This window comes from Actinoplanes sp. NBRC 101535 (genome assembly GCF_030269225.1).
Lineage (GTDB): Bacteria > Actinomycetota > Actinomycetes > Mycobacteriales > Micromonosporaceae > Actinoplanes > Actinoplanes rectilineatus.
Map to the genome: position 1 here is coordinate 21,448 of NZ_BSSY01000006.1, position 20,674 is coordinate 42,121.

Annotated in this window: 22 protein-coding genes; 16 read left to right on the forward strand and 6 right to left on the reverse strand. The window is 70.1% G+C overall.

Features of this window, described 5'->3' with window-relative positions; all coding sequences use genetic code 11:
* Nucleotides 1-2: 2 nt before the first annotated feature.
* The 16 genes from QSK32_RS17820 to QSK32_RS17895 all read left to right on the forward strand — a co-directional run bounded on the left by QSK32_RS17820 (nt 3) and on the right by QSK32_RS17895 (nt 14,264).
* Nucleotides 3-491: a hypothetical protein gene (locus QSK32_RS17820; RefSeq protein WP_045740174.1), complete on the forward strand. Its 489-nt coding sequence runs from the start codon at nt 3-5 to the stop codon at nt 489-491.
* 143 nt (nt 492-634) lie between these two features.
* Nucleotides 635-1,396, forward strand: coding sequence for a flagellar hook assembly protein FlgD (locus QSK32_RS17825; RefSeq protein ID WP_285472584.1), 762 nt, complete (start codon nt 635-637; stop codon nt 1,394-1,396).
* 9 nt (nt 1,397-1,405) lie between these two features.
* Nucleotides 1,406-2,662 (forward strand): flagellar hook protein FlgE, encoded by a 1,257-nt coding sequence (locus QSK32_RS17830; RefSeq protein ID WP_045740173.1) that lies wholly within the window; start codon nt 1,406-1,408, stop codon nt 2,660-2,662.
* A gap of 173 nt (nt 2,663-2,835) precedes the next feature.
* Nucleotides 2,836-3,105 carry a flagellar FlbD family protein gene (locus tag QSK32_RS17835; protein WP_045740172.1) on the forward strand — a complete coding sequence of 90 codons (270 nt, stop codon included), beginning with the start codon at nt 2,836-2,838 and terminating at the stop codon, nt 3,103-3,105.
* A complete protein-coding gene (locus QSK32_RS17840; protein WP_045740171.1) occupies nt 3,105-3,896 on the forward strand; it encodes a flagellar motor protein in 792 nt (263 codons plus the stop codon). Before QSK32_RS17835 ends, QSK32_RS17840 begins: the two co-directional genes overlap by 1 nt.
* Before the next feature lie 4 nt (nt 3,897-3,900).
* On the forward strand, nt 3,901-4,899 hold the full coding sequence (locus tag QSK32_RS17845) for a flagellar motor protein MotB (protein ID WP_045740170.1): 999 nt from the start codon (nt 3,901-3,903) through the stop codon (nt 4,897-4,899).
* A 14-nt stretch (nt 4,900-4,913) separates the two neighbouring features.
* Complete coding sequence (locus QSK32_RS17850; RefSeq protein ID WP_045740169.1) at nt 4,914-5,387, forward strand: flagellar basal body-associated FliL family protein; 474 nt, start codon at nt 4,914-4,916, stop codon at nt 5,385-5,387.
* Nucleotides 5,388-5,507: 120 nt separating this feature from the next.
* Complete coding sequence (locus tag QSK32_RS17855) at nt 5,508-6,461, forward strand: flagellar motor switch protein FliM (RefSeq protein ID WP_045740168.1); 954 nt, start codon at nt 5,508-5,510, stop codon at nt 6,459-6,461.
* Complete coding sequence (gene fliN, locus QSK32_RS17860; protein WP_045740167.1) at nt 6,458-7,210, forward strand: flagellar motor switch protein FliN; 753 nt, start codon at nt 6,458-6,460, stop codon at nt 7,208-7,210. The genes QSK32_RS17855 and fliN overlap by 4 nt, the downstream gene beginning before the upstream one ends.
* A 9-nt stretch (nt 7,211-7,219) precedes the next feature.
* A complete protein-coding gene (gene fliO, locus QSK32_RS17865; RefSeq protein WP_157410715.1) occupies nt 7,220-7,612 on the forward strand; it encodes a flagellar biosynthetic protein FliO in 393 nt (130 codons plus the stop codon).
* Nucleotides 7,612-8,508: a flagellar type III secretion system pore protein FliP gene (gene fliP, locus QSK32_RS17870; RefSeq protein WP_285472585.1), complete on the forward strand. Its 897-nt coding sequence runs from the start codon at nt 7,612-7,614 to the stop codon at nt 8,506-8,508. Before fliO ends, fliP begins: the two co-directional genes overlap by 1 nt.
* A gap of 9 nt (nt 8,509-8,517) precedes the next feature.
* On the forward strand, nt 8,518-9,285 hold the full coding sequence (locus tag QSK32_RS17875) for a flagellar biosynthetic protein FliR (RefSeq protein WP_045740165.1): 768 nt from the start codon (nt 8,518-8,520) through the stop codon (nt 9,283-9,285).
* A gap of 6 nt (nt 9,286-9,291) precedes the next feature.
* Nucleotides 9,292-10,383: an EscU/YscU/HrcU family type III secretion system export apparatus switch protein gene (locus tag QSK32_RS17880; RefSeq protein ID WP_285472586.1), complete on the forward strand. Its 1,092-nt coding sequence runs from the start codon at nt 9,292-9,294 to the stop codon at nt 10,381-10,383.
* A gap of 162 nt (nt 10,384-10,545) precedes the next feature.
* Nucleotides 10,546-12,537: a flagellar biosynthesis protein FlhA gene (locus QSK32_RS17885; protein ID WP_281179035.1), complete on the forward strand. Its 1,992-nt coding sequence runs from the start codon at nt 10,546-10,548 to the stop codon at nt 12,535-12,537.
* A gap of 166 nt (nt 12,538-12,703) precedes the next feature.
* Nucleotides 12,704-14,026 carry a hypothetical protein gene (locus tag QSK32_RS17890; RefSeq protein WP_285472587.1) on the forward strand — a complete coding sequence of 441 codons (1,323 nt, stop codon included), beginning with the start codon at nt 12,704-12,706 and terminating at the stop codon, nt 14,024-14,026.
* Nucleotides 14,027-14,030: 4 nt separating this feature from the next.
* Complete coding sequence (locus QSK32_RS17895) at nt 14,031-14,264, forward strand: hypothetical protein (protein ID WP_045740161.1); 234 nt, start codon at nt 14,031-14,033, stop codon at nt 14,262-14,264.
* A gap of 61 nt (nt 14,265-14,325) precedes the next feature.
* Here QSK32_RS17895 and QSK32_RS17900 read toward each other — a convergent pair whose 3' ends face one another.
* From QSK32_RS17900 to fliG, 6 genes are all read right to left on the reverse strand, one after another.
* Entirely contained in the window at nt 14,326-16,233 is a 1,908-nt protein-coding gene (locus tag QSK32_RS17900; RefSeq protein WP_285472588.1) for a flagellar hook-length control protein FliK, read from the reverse strand.
* Between the two features lie 44 nt (nt 16,234-16,277).
* Complete coding sequence (locus QSK32_RS17905; RefSeq protein WP_083448756.1) at nt 16,278-16,928, reverse strand: lytic transglycosylase domain-containing protein; 651 nt, start codon at nt 16,926-16,928, stop codon at nt 16,278-16,280.
* Nucleotides 16,925-17,401, reverse strand: coding sequence for a flagellar FliJ family protein (locus tag QSK32_RS17910; RefSeq protein ID WP_045740159.1), 477 nt, complete (start codon nt 17,399-17,401; stop codon nt 16,925-16,927). Before QSK32_RS17910 ends, QSK32_RS17905 begins: the two co-directional genes overlap by 4 nt.
* 251 nt (nt 17,402-17,652) lie before the next feature.
* A complete protein-coding gene (locus QSK32_RS17915; protein WP_045740158.1) occupies nt 17,653-18,960 on the reverse strand; it encodes a FliI/YscN family ATPase in 1,308 nt (435 codons plus the stop codon).
* Nucleotides 18,961-18,983: 23 nt separating this feature from the next.
* Nucleotides 18,984-19,661 carry a FliH/SctL family protein gene (locus QSK32_RS17920; protein WP_245673803.1) on the reverse strand — a complete coding sequence of 226 codons (678 nt, stop codon included), beginning with the start codon at nt 19,659-19,661 and terminating at the stop codon, nt 18,984-18,986.
* Nucleotides 19,645-20,670: a flagellar motor switch protein FliG gene (gene fliG, locus QSK32_RS17925; protein WP_045740156.1), complete on the reverse strand. Its 1,026-nt coding sequence runs from the start codon at nt 20,668-20,670 to the stop codon at nt 19,645-19,647. Before fliG ends, QSK32_RS17920 begins: the two co-directional genes overlap by 17 nt.
* Nucleotides 20,671-20,674 lie beyond the last annotated feature (4 nt).

Consider the following 20,674-nt stretch of genomic DNA (forward strand, 5'->3'; position numbering starts at 1 on the left):
ACATGTCAGACGTCTCAGTTCTTCCCGGCTCACTAGCCGTTCGCAACCTGTTCGAGGACCTTCTCGGCCGAGAGGTGATCGTCAGCCCTGGTGATCCGCTCAGCGCGGAGGACATCGCCATGGCCACGGTCGCGATCTTCACCGATGCCAATCAGAAGATCTACGCCTGCCTGGGGCTGGAGATGAGTCTCGCGGCCAACGCCGGCGCCGCCCTCGGTCTGCTGCCGCCCGGTGCGGCCGAGGACAGCATCGACGAGAAGGAGCTCTTCCCCAACCTCGCCGAGAACGTCTTCGAACTGTGCAACATCTTCACCAGCCTCCTCAACAAGGAGGGCTCTCCGCACGTCAAGCTCTACCAGGTGATCTATCCGAAGATGGATCTGCCCGCCGACGCGCGGGCGGTCCTGCTCGCCCTCGGCCGCCGGCTCGACCTGATGACCGAGGTCAGCCGGTACGGCAAGGGCAAGCTCAGCCTGTCGCTGGCGCCCTGACGGCCGCCGGCAGCACACAACTGAAAACCGTGGGTGCGGGTCCGCCGATGTCGGCGGGCCCGCCCATTTTTGTCTCTAAGCAATCCCGCAACCAGGCCGAACCTTAGGTTGAGCTCCGCTCGCAACCGACAGGAGAACGCCGTATGACCTCGCCGATCCCCGGGCCGACCGGCGTCGGAGCAGTCGCGCCGGCAACCGCCGCTCCTGCCGGGACAGCGATTCCCACCGGGACGGCGATCCCGGGAAGCACGACAGCGACTCCGGGCGTCACCACCCCGGGCGCCCCGGCCCCGGGCATCGCCATCCCGGGCATGCCGGGCGTCACCGCCCAGTCGTCGGAGGACATGTCGCGGGTGCGCAACCTCGCCGACAAGGACACCTTCCTGAAGCTGCTGGTCGCCCAGCTCCGCTATCAGGACCCGATGAAGCCGGCCGACTCGACCGCCTTCCTCGCGCAGACCGCCCAGTTCACACAGGTCGAGAAGCTGCAGGAACTGCTCGACTCGATGCGGTCGCAGCGACTGGTCACCGCCGGTTCGATGGTGGGCCGGACGGTCGCCTACATGGACGAGGCCGGTGCCCGGCAGACCGGTGTGATCACCTCCGCGAAGCTCAACGGGGACAGCGATCCGACGCTCACGGTCGGGAACAGGGATGTGGCGCTGTCCAAGGTTCTGGAGATCCGGCAGGACGGGGCCGCCCCGGACGCCGAGCCCGCGGCACCCGCCACCGCGGCACCCGCCACCGCGACCCCGGCGACCGCCGCTCCGGCAGCTGTCTCTCCGGCAGCGGTCGCTCCGGCGGAGGCCGTTCCAGTGGCAGCCGTCCCGGCAGCCATCGCTCCGGCAGCCGCGATACCGACCGTCTCTCCGCAGATCGCTGAACCGCTTCCTCTCAACCGCTAAGGAAACCCCATGCTGCGTTCTCTGTACTCCGGCATCAGCGGTCTGAAGGCCCACCAGCAGATGACCGACGTGACCGGCAACAACATCGCGAACGTCAACACCGTGGGCTACAAGACCTCCCAGGTCCAGTTCATGGACACGCTGAGCCAGATGATGGGCGCCGCGGGCGCACCGCAGAACGGCCAGGCCGGCACCAACCCCGCGCAGGTCGGTCTGGGTGTGCGGGTCGGCGCGATCACCCCGAACTTCAGTCAGGGCTCGGCGCAGACCACCGGCAAGTCCGGCGACATGATGATCCAGGGGGACGGCTTCTTCGTGGTCCGCAGCGGTAAGGAGATGCTGTACACCCGGGCCGGCGCGTTCTTCTTCGACGCCAAGGGCACGCTGGCCACCACCACCGGCGAGCCGGTGCAGGGCTGGACCGCGGTGGACGGCGTGGTCAACTCGGCCGCGAAGCCGGACGACATCAACATGCCGATCGGCACCACCATCCCGCCGAAGGCGACCACCACGATCACCCTGCGCGGCAACCTGACCAGCGACCTGCCGGAGAACGAACTGCTCACCCGGGACACGTACACGATCCCGGTGAAGGTCTACGACGAGAAGGGCGCGACCAGCACGATCACCGTCAAGCTGGAGCGCGATGTGCGGCCCACCGCCTCGGAGACCTGGGACATCACCCTCCTGGACCCGACGGGCGCCGACATCCCGGGGGCGACCGGCACGCTGGACATGACCGGTGGCAAGGCGGACGCGACGGCGAACGGGCTGGACGCGGACGGCACCATGACGATCGGGACGCCACCCGCCCCGAACGGCTACAAGATCAAGGTCACCGACCTGACGATGTACTCTGGTCTGGCCGACGCCCGGGTGTTCGACACCGACGGTCAGACGGCCGGCACGCTGACGTCGCTGGCGTACACCGTCTCGAACTCCGGTGAGATCGTCGGCGTCTTCAGCAACGGCCTGAAGCAGATCCTCGGTCAGGTCGCGATGTCGACCTTCAAGAACGCGGCCGGTCTGGAGAAGGTCGGCAACTCGCTGTTCCGGAGCACCATCAACTCGGGGTACGCCCAGGTCGGCGAACCCGGCAGCGCCGGCATGGGTTCGGTGCTCAACGGTGCGCTGGAGATGTCGAACGTCGACCTCGCCCAGGAGTTCACCAACCTGATCGTCGCGCAGCGCGGTTTCCAGGCGAACTCCCGGATCATCACCACCTCCGACGAGATCCTGCAGGAACTCGTCGCCATGAAGCGCTGACCCGGTTGACGCCGGAGGGCCGGGACGGGCAGTAATGCCCGTCCCGGCCCTTTTCGGTGACGAACCCGTATTGGTAGCCGCCGCGAACTCATTCGCACCCCAAAAGCAGCCGAAGTACTAGGTGACGGGCCAGGGAGGGCCCTCGCTCCCCAGACACCCCAAGGACGGAATTCGTGATCCTGGTAACCCGTATCAACGGTGTCGTGTTCGCGCTGAACCCGGACCTGGTCGAACGCGTGGAGTGCACGCCCGACACGGTCGTCACCCTGGTCGACGGGACGAAGTACATCATTTCGGAATCCGTGCCCGAGTTCGTCGCCTCGGTACGCCACTACCGCGCCTCCCTCATCGCCCAGGCGAGCCGGATGGAGACGGAACCTGCGGCCCCCGCCACGGACGACGATGACGCCAAGGTGCTCAGGCTGCACCGGAAGGAACGCTGATGGATCTAGCCACCGTCATCGGTGTGGTCGTCGGTCTGGCGATCGTCTTCACCGTCCAGATCCTGGAGGGTGGTTCGCCCACCTCCATCCTGCTGCTCCCGTCGATGCTGCTGGTGTTCGGCGGTGGCTTCTGCGCCGCCATGGCCGGTGGCGTCATGAAGGACGCGGCCAACTTCGTGAACAACCTGAAGAAGGCGTTCTCCACGAAGGTCATCCCGCCCACCCAGCTGCTGGACGCGGTGGTGAAGCTGGCCGAACGGGCCCGCCGGGAGGGCCTGCTCGCGCTGGAGGACGCGGTCAAGACGGTGGAGCACCCGTTCCTCAAGCGCGGTCTGCAGCTCGCCATCGACGGCACCGACCCGGACGAGTTGCACGACATCCTGCACGCCGAGGTCGCCGCCAAGAAGAAGGCGGACAAGGCCGGGATGAAGTTCTTCGAGAGCATGGGTGGTTACGCCCCCACCATCGGCATCATCGGCACGGTCATGGGTCTGGTCCACGTTCTGGAGAACCTCGACAAGCCCGAGACCCTCGGCCACTCGATCGCGGCGGCGTTCGTCGCCACCCTCTGGGGTGTGCTCAGTGCCAACATCATCTGGCTGCCGATCGGGGCACGCCTGGCCCGGCTGAGTCAGATCGAGGCCGAGGAGATGGAACTGGTCATCGACGGTGTGCTGGCCATCCAGGCCGGCTCCAACCCGCGTCTGGTCGCGCAGAAGCTGCGTAGTCTCCTGCCGCCCGACGAGATGAAGAAGTCCGAGGCCGCGGCCTCGACGAAGAAGGCGGCCTGAACCGATGAGTTCTGGCGGTGGCTCCAAGCGCAAACAGAAGCACGAGGAGCACGAGGAGCACGTCAATCACGAACGCTGGCTCGTGTCGTACGCCGACATGCTGACCCTGCTCTTCGTTCTGTTCGTCGTGCTGTTCTCCATGAGCAGCGTGGACCAGAAGAAGTTCGCCGAGTTGGCGTCCGGCCTGTCCGAGGGCTTCGGTGCTCAGAACGAGGCGTTCACCGGCCAGTCGGCGCCGATGGACGGCGCCGCCAACTCCGCCCAGATCGTGCAGATCGACCCGGGCTCGAATCCGGGCGACGGTAACTCCGGCACCGCCGGGATGAGCACGAAGGACAAGGACGCCGTCGAGCGGGCCCTGCAGGCCGCGGACCGGAAGAAGTCCTCGCAGAGCGCCAAGGCCGCGGCCAAGGAGGCGGAGAACCTGAAGGCGATCGAGCGGAAGATCGCCGACGCGCTGAACGCGCAGAAGCTGCTCGACGCGGTGAAGTTCACCATCGACGAACGGGGCCTGGTCGTCACCATCGTCACCAACGAGGTGGTCTTCGCCGGCAACCGGGCCGACCTGCGCCCCCGGGGTGCCAAGATCCTGAACGCGATCGCGCCGACACTGGCCAAGCTGCCGAACAACCTCGAGGTCGACGGCAACACCAACCAGCTGAAGGCCAAGACCACCTACTACCCGAGCGGCTGGGAACTCTCCTCCGCGCGGGCCTCGACCGTCGTCCGTTTCTTCGCGGAGCACAACATCCCCAAGAAGCGGCTCAAGGCGGTCGGCTACTCGGACACCAAACCACTGATCGACCCGAAGGACCCGCGGTCGATCACCATGAACCGTCGCGTGGACGTCGTCGTCCTGACGATGCTGACGGCCGATCTGGCGCAGCTCCTGCCCTCCGCGTCGGGGGCCGACTCGAAGCTGCACAGCGGCCAGACCACCGCACAGGCGGAGGCCGAGGCGAAGGCCGAAGCCGATTCCACAACCACGACTACCCACGACTGACGGGGGAGGATCTGATGGCCAAGGAAGAGAAGGACCCGGCAGCCGAGGGCGCGCCGAAGAAGTCCAAGAAGATGCTGATCATCATCATCGCCGCGGTCTCGGTCGTCGTGCTCGCCGGTGGTGGTGTCGGGGCGTACTTCCTCTTCTTCAAGAGCGACTCCGCGGAGGCGGCGGCGCCGCTGGTGAAGGGCACGGTGGTCGCGGCGATCGAGAACACCATCACGGTGAACCTCGCCGACGGGCACTATCTCAAGCTCGGCTTCGCGCTGCAGCAGACGGCGGACGCCGGCACCGAGACGGTGGACCTCAACGAGGCCCTCGACCTGGCGATCGAGACCTACACCGGGCGGACGGTCGCGGAGCTCTCCACCGAGGAGGGCCGGTTGAAGCTCAAGGAGGAGCTGCTCACCAAGCTCAAGAAGGCGTACACCGAGGAGAAGAAGATCCTGGTCATGGACATCTATTACACGGCGTTCGTGACTCAGTGACGGGTGTGGCGTGATGGGCAGATCCCTGCGGGGATCTGCCCATTCGGCTTAGAGGTCGCAAAAGACGCTGAAAACGGCGCGAGGGCTCAGCGGTTCGGTAAGTGAGCCGATGAGGACGACGTGACCGTCTCCGCAGCCCGGCCCTCCGGCAAGATTTCGCGTCGCAGCCCAGGCTCAGGCCCGACGCCGTACGACTTCCGGCGGCCCATCAAGCTGTCCCGCGAGCACGTCCGCACCCTGCAGATCGCCTTCGAGACGTACGCGCGCAGTTGCGGAACCCTGCTGACCACCCGCCTCCGCGCGGTCAGCAACGTCTCGCTGATCTCGATCGAACAGCTGAACTACGACGAGTACGTCGCCGGCCTGGCCAACCCGACGATCATCGGCCAGGTCACCTTGGACCCGTTGCCCGGCACGGTGCTGATCGAGCTCTCCCAGTCGGCGGTGATGACCGCCATCGACCACATGCTGGGCGGTCCCGGCGGCACCCAGCCGGAGCGGCCGCTCACCGAGGTGGAGATGCCGCTGTTGCGCAGCCTGATCGAGCGGATGCTGGGCGAGCTGCGGTACGGCTTCGAGACCCTGGTCGACATCAAGCCGATCCTCAAGGACATCGAGTACAACGCCCAGTTCCTGCGGGCGCACGCTCCCGGCGACGCGGTGGTGATCGCCTCCCTGGAGACCAAGATCGGCGCCGAGGAGTGCGTCCAGACGATCTGCGTGCCCTTCAACACGATCCTGCCGGTGCTCTCCCGGGAGGAGACCATCATCCTCAGTCCGGCCGAGCGGCAGGCGCGGGACCGGGCGCTGCACAACCTGACCGCCGGACTTTCCGCCGCTCCGATTGACGTAGCAGTGCGATTTCACCCCATTCGGATGCGTACCGATGACATCGTGGATCTACGCCCCGGTGACGTCGTTCCGTTGGGACATCCGACCAGCCGGCCGCTCGAGGTGACCGTGAACGACCGCGTCTTCGCCCACGCGGTCCCCGGTAACCAAGGCGCCCGGCTTGCGTGTCTCGTCGTGCCGTCGACCAACGAGAGCTCGACCAAGGAGTCTGGCCGCCCATGACAGCGCCAACGATGACCGCGCCGCAACTGGCGCTCGCCCGCAACGCCGCGGAGGCAGCTCTCGCTGTCCTGCCGACCAGCCACGCGCTGGTCGTCGGCGAGCCGGTGCTCCCCGACGGCGGGACGGCGATCGCGGGCCAGGCGGTGACGGCGCGGTTCACCGGAGCGGCCTCCGGCGAGGTCGTCGTGGTGGTCGGCCAGGACCTGGCGGACGCGCTCCGGGAGAGCCCGCTCGGCGAACTGGACCTGACCGCGGCGGTCCGGCCGGCCCTGGAGGCGGCCGCGCGGGTCTTCGGCCCGGTCGTGCTCGACCCGGGTCAGGTGATGGAACCGGACGTGGCGCTCAGTGCCCTGGCCACCAAGGACGGCGCGATCTCGGTCCCGTTGCGGGACGAGGACGAGGTCCGGGCCGTGATCGCCCTGGCGCTCAGCCAGTGGCCCAGCGAGGAGGCGCCGCAGGCGGACGTCGCGCCACGGTCCGAACGCCCGGCCGGAGCCCGCGGCGGCCTGGACATGCTGCACGACGTCGAGATGGAGGTCTCGGCCGAACTGGGCCGGACCCGGATGAGCGTCCGGGAGCTGCTCTCCCTGTCGCCGGGCGCGATAATAGAACTGGATCGAGCCGCCGGAAGCCCCGCCGACCTGCTGGTCAACGGCCGTCTGATCGCCCGCGGCGAGGTCGTGGTCGTGGACGAGAACTTCGGCATCCGGATCACCGAGATCGTCTCTCCCGGCGCCGAGCGGGAGTAGGTAACCGACTTGTTGCCACTCGCCCTGCAGGTCTGCGCCGCGCTGCTGGTGGTCCTGATGCTGATGTGGGTGCTGGCCCGGTTGGTGCGCCGCCCGCTCGGTGGACGGGGCGAGGGCCGCCTCACCGTGCTCCGGCGCCAGCCGTTGAGCCGTGGTTCGGCGATCGCGGTGGTCCGGGTGGACGACCGCGCGCTGGTGCTCGGCATCACCGACCAGCAGGTGAGCCTGCTGACCGAGACTGATCTGGCTGCCTTCGACCGGGAGGGCGTCCGGAACGGCGTCGAGCCCGCCGCGGCGCTCGAATGCTCCCCGGCCGGTGGAACCCTGGACGGCTCGCTGCTCTCCCCACGGACCTGGGTGTCGACGCTCGAGTTCCTCCGCGACCGGACGACGAGGCGCTGATGCGACGCGCGATCCTGCTGCTGATGGCGGCCGCCGGGCTGGCACTCGTGATGCTGCCGGTCGCGACCGCCCTCGCCTTCTCCCCACCGGACCGCTCCGGCCCGCCTCCTGCGATGCCCGCGGTGCTCGTCGGCGTACCCCGGCAAGCGCCGCAGGCACCGCAAGCGCGGGTCGCCCTCGTGCCGCAGGTCGCACAGGCGCCGCGTGCCCCGGCCACCCCCACGCCGCCGGGCATCAACCTGAACATCAACGGCACCGACCCGGGCAAGGGCCGGCCCTCGACGCCGCTGGTCATCGTGCTGGGCCTGACCGTGCTCTCCGCCGCGCCGTCGGTGCTGCTGCTCTGCACCGCGTTCACCAAGGTCTTCATGGTCCTCGGCATCACCCGCAACGCGCTCGGGCTGACCAGCATGCCGCCCAACCAGGTGCTGGCCGGGCTGGCGCTGTTCCTGAGCATGTTCATCATGGGACCGACCCTGTCGGCGATGAACGACGCCGGGGTGCAGCCCTACCTCAAGGGCGACAAGTCGCAGTCGGTGGCGTTCCGGGACGGGGTGCAGCCGCTGCGCGACTTCATGGCGAAGGTGACCCGTGAGGACGAGCTGGCCCTGATGATCAAGGTGTCCGGCGAGGCGAAGCCGCGGAACATCGACGACGTCCCGCTGACCACCCTGATCCCGGCGTTCGTGCTGTCCGAGGTCCGGGCGGCGTTCATCATCGGGTTCGTCATCTTCATCCCGTTCCTGATCATCGACCTGGTGGTGGCGGCCTCGCTGATGTCGCTGGGCATGATGATGCTGCCGCCGGTGACCGTCGCGCTGCCTTTCAAGCTGCTGCTGTTCGTGCTGGTCAACGGCTGGAGTCTGATCATCTCGGCGCTGGTCGGCTCCTATTAGGGGCCCGCCGTGAACTTCGACATGGTCACCGCGGAGTTCCTCGCGGTCATGCTGGGCGCGGTCCGGGCCGGTGCCTGGATGCTGATCTGTCCACCGTTCAACTCCGGTCTCATCCCCCGCCGGATCAAGGTGCTGCTCTCCATCGGGCTGGCCCTGCCGATGGCGCCCCACCTGCGCGGCACCGTGCCGGCGCTGGACACCTCCGGCCTGATCGCCACCGCCGCGCTGCAGGTCTTCGTCGGCGCGGCCCTCGGATTCATCACCCTGCTGCTGTTCGCCGCGGTGCAGGCGGCCGGCGATCTGCTCGACATGGCCAGCGGTTTCACGCTGGCCACGGTGTACGACCCGGTCTCGGCCAACCCGTCCTCGATCTTCGGCCGGTTCTACAACCTGGTGGCCATCACGCTGCTCTTCGCCGGTGACGGTCACCAGATGATCCTGCGCGGCTTCATGCAGAGCTATCGCACGCTGCCGCTGAACGTCTCGCTGGACGGCGAGACGCTGAGCCGGCTGATGCTGCGTGGTGCCGGTGAGATGTTCCTGGCCGCGGTCCAGATCGCCGGCCCGCTGGTCGCCGTGCTCTTCCTCGCCGACGTGGCGCTCGGCCTGCTGAACCGGGTGGCGCCCGCTCTCAACGCCTTCCAACTGGGCTTCCCGGTCAAGATCTTCCTGGTGGTGTCGCTCGCCGCCGTCGCCATCGTGTCGTTGCCGACGATCCTGGACTCCCTGGTCGACCATGCGGTCACCGGTGTGGTCCGGATCAGCGGCGGAGGGTAGGGGCCGATGGCCGGTGAGAAGACCGAACAACCGACACCGCAGAAACTCAAGAAGGCCAAGCAGGAGGGCCAGATCGGGCGGACGCCCGACCTCGGCGCCTGGACCGGGATGCTGGCCGCCAGCCTGATGCTGCCGCGGGCGCTCGGCGAGGCGATGGGGCACGCCCGGGAGATGATGGCGAAGGTCCCGGAGACGATCGGCGACCCGGACCCGGCGATGTCCCTGAGTCTGCTCAAGGAGGCGGTGCTGGGCGCGGGCTGGGCGGTCCTGCCGCTGGCGCTCACCATGATGGCGGTCGGTGTGGCGGCGTCCGGGGTGCAGGGCGGCATCCGGGTGGCCACCAAGCTGTTCATCCCCAAGTTCAGCCGGTTGAATCCGTGGCCCGGCCTCAAGCGGGTGTTCGGCACCCAGGCCCTCTGGGAGGGCGTGAAGGCGCTGATCAAGACGGCGGTGCTGACCCTCGTGCTGTACAGCACGATGAAGAGCTTCATCCCGATCCTGATGACACCGGGGGAGCTGCCGCTGGGATCGCTGCTCACGATGGTCGACGGGGCGGTGATCAAGCTGATGCAGGCGGCCGCGGTGGCCGGCATCGTGATGGCGGCGGCCGATTACTTCGTGGTGCGCAGGCGTACCAACAAGCAGCTGCGGATGACCAAGGAAGAGGTCAAGCAGGAGAACAAGAACACCGAGGGCGACCCGCTGATCAAGGCGCAGATCAGGGCCAAGCAGATGGCCATGTCCCGCAGCCGGCAGATGGCCGCGGTGCCGTTGGCCGACGTCGTGGTGGTCAACCCGACCCACGTCGCGGTGGCCCTGCGGTACGAACCGGCCAAGGGTGCCCCGCGGGTGGTGGCCAAGGGCCGGGGCCCGGTCGCCGCCCGGATCCGCCGGCTGGCCACCGACGCCCGTGTTCCGGTCGTCCAGGACGTGGCGCTGGCCCGGGCTCTCAACGACAGCGTCGAGGTGGGGCACGAGATCCCGGTGGAGTTCTACGCCGCGGTGGCGAAGGTGCTGGCGTTCGTGATGAGGCTGAAGTCAAAGGGATCCGCCGCCGGATTCCACCGCAACCCGGAACCGAGCCCAGTAGCGACATAACCGGAATTTGGGAGATTTCCTCACATCGGGGAGCAAGAGCAGGCAAGATCGGTGCGTGGCGAAGCCAGGTCATCGGACTGTTCCTGCTCGGAAGGTGCCGTGAAAAACCGGAACATCAGCAGATTTGCCGTCCCCGTGGGGGTCATCGGCATCATCATCATGATGGTCGTCCCACTGCCGACCTTCCTGCTCGACCTGCTGATCGCCTTCAACATCACGATGGCCCTCCTGGTGCTGTTGGTGAGCATGTTCGTCCAGAGACCACTCGATTTCGCGGTCTTCCCCGCCCTGCTGCTGGTGCTGACCCTGTTCCGGCTCGCCCTCAACATCAGCGCCACCCGTCTGGTGCTGCGCGACGCCGACGCCGGCGAGGTGATCCACGCGTTCGGCAGCTTCGTGGTCGGCGGCAACCTGGTCATCGGCCTGGTGATCTTCCTGATCCTGGTCATCGTCCAGCTGGTCGTGGTCACCAAGGGCGCCGAGCGGGTCGCCGAGGTCGGCGCCCGGTTCACCCTCGACGCCATGCCCGGCAAGCAGATGGCCATCGACGCCGACCTCAACGCCGGACTGATCGACGAGGCCGAGGCCAAGAAACGCCGCGCCGACGTGGCCGCCGAAGCCGACTTCTACGGCGCCATGGACGGTGGCTCCAAGTTCGTCAAGGGCGACGCCATCGCCGCCGTCATCATCACCCTGGTCAACCTGATCGGCGGCTTCGCGGTCGGCATCCTGCAACACGGCATGGCGCCGGTCGACGCGATGAACCTGTACAGCCTGCTCAGCATCGGCGACGGCCTGGTCTCCCAGGTCCCGGCGCTGCTGCTCTCGGTCGCCACCGGCCTCATCGTGACCCGCTCGGCCACCTCCGGCGACATGGGCTCGACGGTCACCAAGCAGCTCGGCCAGAACCGGCTGGCACTGCGTATCGGCGGCGCTGCGGCCCTGGCCCTGTGCATCATCCCCGGCCTGCCGAAACTGCCGTTCCTGCTGGTCGGCGTCGGCATCCTGGCCATCGCACAACAGCTGAAGGACCCCGAGGAGCCGGAACCGGCCGAACCCGCGGCGGTCACCGCCCAGGCCGTCGAGATGCCGGCACCGGACTCGCCCGAACAACTCCTCGGCGAGATGCGGATCGACCCGCTCGAACTGGCACTCGCCCCCGACCTGGTCGACCTGGTGGACACCGCCAGCGGCGACCTGCTCGACCGGGTACGCGCCCTGCGCCGCAAGATGGCGATGGAACTCGGAGTGATCATGCCGCCGGTGCGTACCCGCGACGACCTGGACCTGCCGTTGTCGTCGTACGCGATCCGGATCTCCGGTGTCGACGCCGGTGCCGGGCAGGCCCCGCCGGGCACCGTGCTCGCCATCGGCGACGGCCTGCAGGCGCTGCCCGGCCGGGCCGGCACCGAACCGGTCTTCGGCCTGGCCGGCAAGTGGATCCCGGCCGAGCTGCACTACCAGGCGGAGCTCTCCGGTGCGACGGTGGTCGACCGGGCCTCGGTCATCATCACCCACCTCGCCGAGGTGGTCCGGAGCAACGCCAGCCGCCTGCTCGGCCGCGAGGACGTCCGCAACCTCACCGAGATGGTCAAACGCACCCATCCCGTGGTGGTCGAGGAACTGACCCCGTCGCTGCTCAGCCTCGGCCAGGTCCAGAAGGTGCTGCAGGCGCTGCTCGACGAGGGTGTGCCGGTCCGCGACCTGGTCCGGATCTTCGAGTCGCTGTCGCTGCGCGCGAAGGTCGGCACCGACCACGACGGGCTGGTCGAGGCGGCCCGCAGCGCGCTGGGCCCGGCCATCGCCGCCCAGTACGCGAGCGGCGGCCGCCTCACCGTGATCACCCTGGACCCGATCCTCGAGCAGGCGCTGCTCGAATCACTCCGGCCCAGCGAGACCGGCGCCTTCATGGCGATCGAAGGCCTGAAGGCCGAGGCGATCGTCAGCGAGGCGAGCCGGTTCGCCGAGGCCGGGGAGCAGCAGGGCCTCAACCCGGTCCTGGCCTGCTCACCACAGCTGCGGCTGCCCCTGATGCGACTGCTGCGGGCTGGGTCCCGCCGGGTCCAGGTGCTGTCGTACAGCGAAATCTCTGGTTCCACCGCACAGATCGAGACGATAGGGGTGGTGAACGGTGCCTACGCGGGTGCTTCTTGAGGGACCGGCCATCGAGCCGTTACTGGCTCAGGCACGCGACGAGTACGGCTCGAGCGTGCGGATCATCTCCGCAGACAAGGTACGCAGCGGTGGTATCGGGGGCTTCTTCGCGAAGCAGCACTACGAACTCTCCGTCGAGGTACCGGATCAAGAGGACGTTATCGACATGGCTCAACAGACCGTCGCCGACAACGGCACACACGACCACCTGGACCGGCTGCTGGAGAAGGCCGAGGCCCAGGACCGGGTGACGACCACGGAAGGACCGCCGGGCGGGGCCCGGGAATCACGGGAGGCCGGTGCCGAGAACACCGGTGCGGCGTTCGCCGAGCTGATGGCCGGGCTCGACGTGGCCAGTCACCTCAACGGCGGGCGCGTGCCGGCCAAGTCGCTGCCGAACGGCGTCAAACCGAACGGGGACACCCCCACGGTGCGGCCCTTCCGGCCGGCCGCCGCGGGGGGCGTGCCGATCAACACGGTGCAGCGTCCCGGCCTGCCCGCCGCGCTGCCCACCATGCCCAGCTTCCAGGAGCGCCTGGCGGTCCGGGAACGGGAGGCGCAGGAGGCCCGGGAGTCGATCCTGGCCTCCCGGATGCCGGCCACCCCGCCGCGGCCCGCCGCCCCGGCTCCCGTCGCACCGCCCAAGCCGCCGGCCGCCCCCGTCCCGGTGTCACCGGCGCCGGCCGCCGCGGCACCCGCACCTGCCGCGGCGCCCGCGCCCGCCCCGGCCCCCGTGGCACCGCCCGCGCCGGCTCCGCCCGCGGTGATCGTGGAACGGCCCCGCCCGGCGGAGCTGGACCCGGTGCAGCGGAACCTGATGCTGGTCGGGATGCCCGAGGAACTCGCTCGCAAGATCACTGGCGGGGACACGTACGCGGGCGTGCTGAGCGTCCTCGCGTCCCGGCCCGCCGCACCCGGCATCCCGGACGCACCCGGCGAGATCCTGGTGCTGGCCGGCGAGGTGCACACCGCCGTCCCGATCGCGAAGCACCTGCTCGAACAGATCCATATCGACCAGACCCATCTGCTGCTGGCCGCGCCGTCCACGGCCGGTACCGGACTGCACTCGTCCCGGCTGATCTCCAGTCCGGGCGCCGCCGAGTCCCGGGCCGAGAAGCTGCAGAGCTCCGACCACCCGTCGGTGATCGTGATCGACGCGCCGGTCGGCGGCACCGACCCGTTCTGGGTCAACGACATGTGCGACGCGCTCGGCGTCACCGCGCTCTGGGCCGTCGTCGACGCCACCCGCAAGACCGCGGACACCGCCCGCTACCTGCGCAGCCTCGGCGACGTGGAGGCGCTGGTGGTGCACGCCGTGGAGCTGACCGGGGACCCGGCGTCGGTGCTCGGCCTGGACGTGCCGATCTTCTCGCTGGACGGCAAACCGGCCACCCCGCACGCCTGGGCCGCGATGCTGTGCGCCCGCATCGCCGCGGAGGTGATGCCGGCGACCGTGCCGCGCCGGCTGACCCGCGGCGGGCGCCGCTGAGCCGATGATCAGACCGTCGGTTCTGCTCTTCGCGCTGCTGATGAGTGCCCCGGCCTGGTATCGGCTGATCCGGGACGAGGTCGACATCGTGCAGGTGCTGCTCCGGTTCGTCATCGCGGTGCCGATCGCCGCGGTGCTGCTCGCCGGGCTGCGCTATGTGTTCTCCGGGTACAAGGACGCGGCCGAGAAGCGTGCCCAGGGCCGGCCGATCGGGGCGGGCCCGGAGAACACCCCCTGAGTTCTGATCCGTACCACGTCGGCGGGAGCCGCCGGGCCGCAAGGCCCGGCGGTTCCCGCCTTCACGCATCCACGTCCAGGCGCCCGGTCGACACCGGCCGCCGGGGCGGCACCGGAACGGTCACGGTAGGGGGTTCGGCCTCCGCGTCCGCGAGGGAGAAGTCGCGGTAGCGGGCCGGGGCGAACGCCTCGGCGAGCTGTTCCCGCTGCTGCTGTTGCCGTTCCTGCTGGGAGTTGCCCTGCCGCAGGTCGAGCGAGCAGTTGTCGAAGCCGGAGTCGCGCAGCTCGCGCCGCAGGTCGTCCAGGGACGAGCGGAGCGCGTCCGCGCCGGCGTCGGTGGCGCCGCTGAGCAGCACGCTGATGTCCCCGTTGCGGATCTCCGCGACCACCTGGACCGGTCCCAGATCGGCCGGGTGCAACTGCACGGTGAGCCGGTGCACGCCGTCCGCCTCCAGCCGTAGCGGGGCGATCCGCATGGCCACCTGGACGGCGGCGGGTGTCGGTGGGGTGGGTGCCGGTGGCGGGGCCGGCGCGGCGTCGGCGACCGGCGCGGTGGACCCGCCGGACATCGGCGCCGGCGCGCCGGGAACGGTGGCCAGCGCGGACGGGGGCAGACCGGCGAGCGGCGTGGCGGAGTCGTTGGCCGGGGTGAAGGCCGGGGCGGGCGGCATGCCCGCCGGCACGTGCTCGGTGGGTTCCTGGAACCGGCGGCCGTCGCCGCCGCTGCCGTCGCCGGTCCCCGCCCCGGTGTGCTGTCCGCCGTCGCCGCTGCCGGACGGTGCGGCGGGAGCGGCGAGGGCCGGCTCGGGGGCCGTGGTGGTGTTCTGCTCCGGGGCGGTCGCGGTGGTCGCGGCCGTGGTCGCCGGGGTGCCGGTACCGGTGCCGGTCAGGGCGGCGTTGCTCACCGCCGCGGTGGCGGTGGCGTCACCCAGCGATCGGGCGGGTACCGGCGCGGGCTGCTCCGGGCGGGCCTGTGCGGTGATCTGTTCCGGTCGCGGCGCGCGGGGTTCCGCGGGGACCCCGGGGTCCGGCGGGGTGGTGTCCGCAGGCTCGGCGGCCGGGGCTGTCACGGTTTCGGGGTCGACCGGTGGCCGGGCGGGTTCCGGATCCTCGGCAGCGGCGGGGGTCTCCGATCGCGTCCCGGTGCCGGGTTCGGTCGTGGCCGGGGCGGTGAGCACCGGGGCCGGTACGACGGCGGCCACCCCCTCGGCGGGTGCGGTCTCCGGGGCCGGTGCGGTGTCGGCGGTGGGTGCCGAGCGGGCGGCCGGGGTGGCGTTCATCGCCACGGTCAGGGCGGTCAGCAGGCCGGTGGTCAGGACATCCGTCCTGGTCACCGGAGTCTCCGCGGTGGGCTCCTCGGGTGCGGCGACGGGGTCCCGGTCGTCCGCCGGGGTGGTGTCCTCGACGACCTCGGGAGCGGCGGTCCGCGTGCTCTGACGACGAACATCACGAACGTTCGCGCGGTCCTCACGATCCTCGCGGACCTCGTCGGTGGCGGCGTTCCGGCCGGTGTTGCGTGTGGCGGACGAACGCTGCTCGGACACCCGGTCCGCGGTGCGGTCGGCGGTCCGGTTCGCCGCCGTCCGGTCCGCGGCCGTGCGCTCCCCGGCCGCGCGGGACGCCGCCGCCCGGGCTGCGGAGGAGGAGGCGGCGGATGCGGAGGCCGCGCGATCCCGCATCGCCCGCCGGGCGACCACCTGATCCCCGGCCATCCGCTCCGCGGCCCGTTCGTCCACAGCCCTGTCCACAAGTCTGCGGTTCAGGGCCGACCGTGCCGCCGCCCCCGACGCCGTGGCCCGCGCCGACCAGGATCCGTTCCGGCCACCGCCCGCCGTGTCACCTCCCGGCCGGCTCAGCTCCGCCGACAGCGCGTCGACGAAATCCCCCTCGTCGCCCCGCCCGCCGGTCCGGCGATGGCTCTCGGCCACCGTCCGGCGATCGGGACCGGTCACGGAATGCGGCATGCTCATGAAGCTTCCCCCACCGAGAACTCGCTGACTCACCGGTTCACCCCTCAGCCGCCGAGCGCGGCCAGGGCCTTCTGCACCTTCGGGACGTAGGCCTGGGTCTGCGCGTACGGCGGGATGCCGTCGTGGCGACGGACCGCTCCGGCGCCCGCGTTGTAGGCGGCCAGGGCCAGCTCGACCGATCCGAACTCGCGCATGTGCTGCCGCAGCAGCCGGGCCGCGCCGTCCACCGCCTGGGCCGGGTCGAACGGGTCGCGCACGCCGAGGCCGCGGGCCGTCGACGGCATCAGCTGCATCAGCCCCTGCGCACCGGACGAGCTCACGGCTCCAGGATTGAAATCGGACTCGACCTTCGCCACCGCGGCCAGCAGGCGGGGCGGGACGTCGTACCGCATGCCGACCGTCTGGAAGATTTCGGCGTAGGGCGAGACCAGCGCGGCCGAGCGGGGCGCAGCCACCGGCGGCGGTGCCTCCTTGAGCGCCTGCCGGGCGGCCATCGGCACGCCGGAGAAGGCCACCGGTCCGGCGGGGGAGGCCGGGGCAGCCGCGCGGGCCGGGTCCGCGGCGGAGGCCCGGGCGAGGACCGTGGCGAAGTCCGATCCGGCCGGGGCCGTGGCGGCCACCGGCGCCTGGTCGAAGCCCAGATGGTCCCGCAACTCGGAGACCCGGGACAGGACCCCACCGACTCCCAGCATCATCGTTCGCCTTCCCGTTGTCCGATGGAGGAGCCGACGGGTGCGCCACCGCCGGCGGATCGCCGCGCCTTGGCGGTCACGGCCAGTTCGTCCAGGTTCGCCTGGTCGGTGTGCAGGTCGTGGGCCCGGACCATGGCGGCGTGCCGTTCGGCCATCATCTCGACGGCCCGGCGGCGTTTGGCGGCGTCGGTGAGGGCCGCGACCCGTTCCCGTTCCACCTCTTCGGCGTCGGCGACCATGCGCTGGGCCCCGAACAGTCCGGCCGCGAGGGACTGGCGCGCCACCAGGGCGGCGACCATCGCGCGGGCGGTCCCCTCGGTCGGCGCGTCGGCGCCGACGAGATCCATGTGCCGGCGTTTGACCAGGGCCTGGGCTTCCCGGATCTCGGCTTGCGACTGGAGCACCGCGCCGCGGGCGGCGTCCTCCTGCGCCTTGCGGGCGCGCAGAACGGGTCCGAGTTTGAAGAGACGATTCAACGGAGTCCTCCAACCAGGGCCGTCAGGCCCTCCTTCACCCGCTTCGGCCCGCATGGGCGGCCTCTGAGCGAATGCAACCGAACAAGTGGGTGGTCCGGCCGGGTGCGCCGGTCGCGCTTTTTCGGATGTACGCCCACCCATGCCCGTGGCTCGTCGTGAGGCATTCCCGGGTCCCGTGGTGCTGCGTCCGGGCTCGTCATGTCGATCACCCTGGACCGCGCCGTGGCCCTGGTTGATCGACACGGCGAGTCCTATGTGCTCGCCAGGAGTTCCCGCAGGTCGTTCCAGGCCTGTGGTGCGGTGGTGCGGTCGTCGAGGTCCTGACGCAGGAACGCGCTGATCCGGTCCCAGGCGGCGTTGGCCCGGTCGGCGTCCGGATTGGTCCCGTGCACGTAGGCGCCGATCTCCACCAGTTCGCGGACCTCCCGGTGCGCGGCCAGCAGCCGGCGCAGCTCGGTGGCGTCGGCCCGCTGATCCCTACTGGTGATCTTGGTGGCCACCCGGGAGATCGAGTCCAACGCCTGGATGCTCGGGAAATGCCCGGCGGTGGCCAGTTTCCGGTCCAGCACGATGTGACCGTCCAGGATCGACCGGGCCGCGTCGGCGATCGGCTCGTTGTGGTCGTCGCCCTCGACCAGCACCGTGTACAGCCCGGTGATGCTGCCCCGGGCACCCGGCCCGGCCCGTTCCAGCAGGGAGGCGAGCATGGCGAAGACCGACGGCGGATAGCCGCGGGTGGCCGGTGGTTCGCCGACCGAGAGGCCGACCTCGCGCTGGGCCATCGCCGCGCGGGTCACACTGTCCATCATCAACAGAACGTCGGCGCCCTCGTCGCGGTAGTACTCGGCGATCCGGGTGGCGACCGCTCCCGCCCGCAGCCGGACCAGCGGCGGGGCGTCCGAGGTGGCGATCACCACGACCGAGCGGGCCAGCCCCTCCGGTCCCAGGTCGTGCTCGATGAACTCGCGGACCTCGCGGCCCCGCTCGCCGACCAGGGCCACCACGTTCAGCTCCGCCGAGGTGTTCCGGGTGATCATGCTCATCAGCGTCGACTTGCCCACCCCGGAACCCGCGAAGATGCCGATCCGCTGACCCCGCCCGCACGGGACGAGCGTGTCCAGGACGCGTACCCCCAAGGAGATCGGGGCGTCGACCAGCTGGCGCTCCATCGCCGAGGGCGCGGCGGCGTCGATGCCGACCAGGTCGCCGCGCAGCGGAGGGCCACCGTCCATCGGGCGGCCCAGGCCGTCCAGGATCCGGCCGCGCAGGTCCGGGCCGACCGCGACCCGCAACGGCCCGCCGGTGTTCACCGCGGGCGTCCCGGCGCCGATCCCGGCGATCGGGCCGAGTGGCAGGCAGGACAGCTTCTCGCCGTCGAGCGCGGCCACCTCGGCGAGCATCATGTCCCGGCCCTCACCGATGCGCACCAGGTCACCGACGTTCGCCTCGATCCCGCTGACCGTCACGCGCAGGCCGACGGCGCCGGTCACCCGGCCGCTGACCGACGGCCGGGCCGCAGCCATCGCGGCCTGCAGCCGTTGCTGAAAGACGTCGGTCATCCGTGCCATCCCCTCGGCGTCCGCTACAGACGCAACGCCTCGCGGACCCGGGCCACCGCCGACGCCATGGTGGCGTCGACGGAGGAGGTGCCGGTCTCGGCGACCGCGTCCCCGGGCCGCAGATTCCTGTCGGGCCGCAGGCTGATCCGGCGCCCCTCGAACTCGAACTCGGCGCTGCCCTTCTCGCCCACCAGGGTGTGGAAGTCGTCCGGGTGCAGGCTCACCGTGACGCCGCCGTTCTCGGGGGCCGCGCTGACCGCCCGGCGCATCGCGGTCAGCCCGCGTTCCGGGTCGTCGCGCATCGTGCCGCCGACGATCGCCTCGGCCAGGTCGAACGCGCTGGCCAGGATCACTTCCTGCAGTTCGGTGAAGGTCGGCGTGAGCTGGTTCTCCAGGTCGGTCACGGCGCGGCCGAGAGCGTTCACCGCCTGCGAGATGGCGTGCCGCCGCTGTTCCTCGTACGCCTGCTCGGCGGCCTGCGCCCGGTTGGTGTCCGCCGCGGTCGCCGCCGCGACGTCCCGCCGGCCCTGCGCCCACCCCTCGGCGTAACCGGTGGCCCGGGCCTCCAGCCGGGCCTGTTCCATCGCCGAGACGTCGGCGGTGCCCGGTGGTCCCTGGCGCAGGTTGGCGCCGAACCGTGCGGGGGTGGCCTCGGCCGCCCCCGCACCGCGGATCACCGGTCCGTCACTGGATGATCTCATCGGCTTCACTGCTGCGCTGGATCTCGATCTGGCCGGAGTCCTCGAGCGTACGGATGACACTGACGATCTTGGCCTGTGCCTCCTCGACCATCTTGACCTTGACCGGGCCGAGCAGGTCGATCTCCTCGAGCAGGTTCTCCCGGCCGCGCTCGGAGAGGTTCTTGGTGACCTTCTCGCGCACCGCCTCGGGCACACCCTTGAGCGCGGTGGCCAGGTCGGCCGGCTCCACCTGGCGCAGCACCAGCTGCACCGCCCGGTCCTCCAGGTTCACCACGTCCTCGAACATGAACATCCGGCGCCGGATCTCCTCGGCTATCTCCGGACTGCGGGCGTCCAGAGCCTCCAGGATCAGGCGCTCGGTGGTGCGGTCCGCGCGGTTGATGATCTCGACGAGCGGCTGGAGGCCGCCGACGGTGGACAGCTCGTCCGGCTGCAGCACGGTGGAGAGCTTGCGCTGCAACGCTGTCTCCACCTGCCGGATCACGTCCGGCGAGGTGCGATCCATGATCGCGATCCGGTGCGCGACCTCGGTCTGCACCTCCAGCGGCAGGCCGGCCAGGATCGACGACGCCAGTGCCGACGGGATGTGTGCCAGCACCAGCGCGATCGTCTGCGGATGCTCGTACTGGACGTAGGAGAGCAGCTGCCGCGGGTCGGCGTGGCTGAGGAAGTTGAACGGGATGTCGTTCAACGATGCCTCCAGCCGATCCAGGATCATCGCCGCCCGTTCCTTGCCGAGCGACGCCTCCAGCAGATCCCGGGCGTAGTCCATGCCACCGGCCCCGGCGTAGCGGGTGGTGGCCATCACGTAGAACTCGTCCATGACGTCGTCGACCTGCAGGGGGTCGAGCTTGCCCAGCCGCGCGACCTCCGCGGAGAGCAGTTCGACCTCCTTCTCCGTCATGTTGGCCAGTACCTGCGCCGACTGCTCCTTGCCGAACTGGACCAGCATCATCGCGGCCTTGCGGGCACCCGTCAGCGACAGCGTGGAGAGTTGCTGTGTGCTCAAGGAA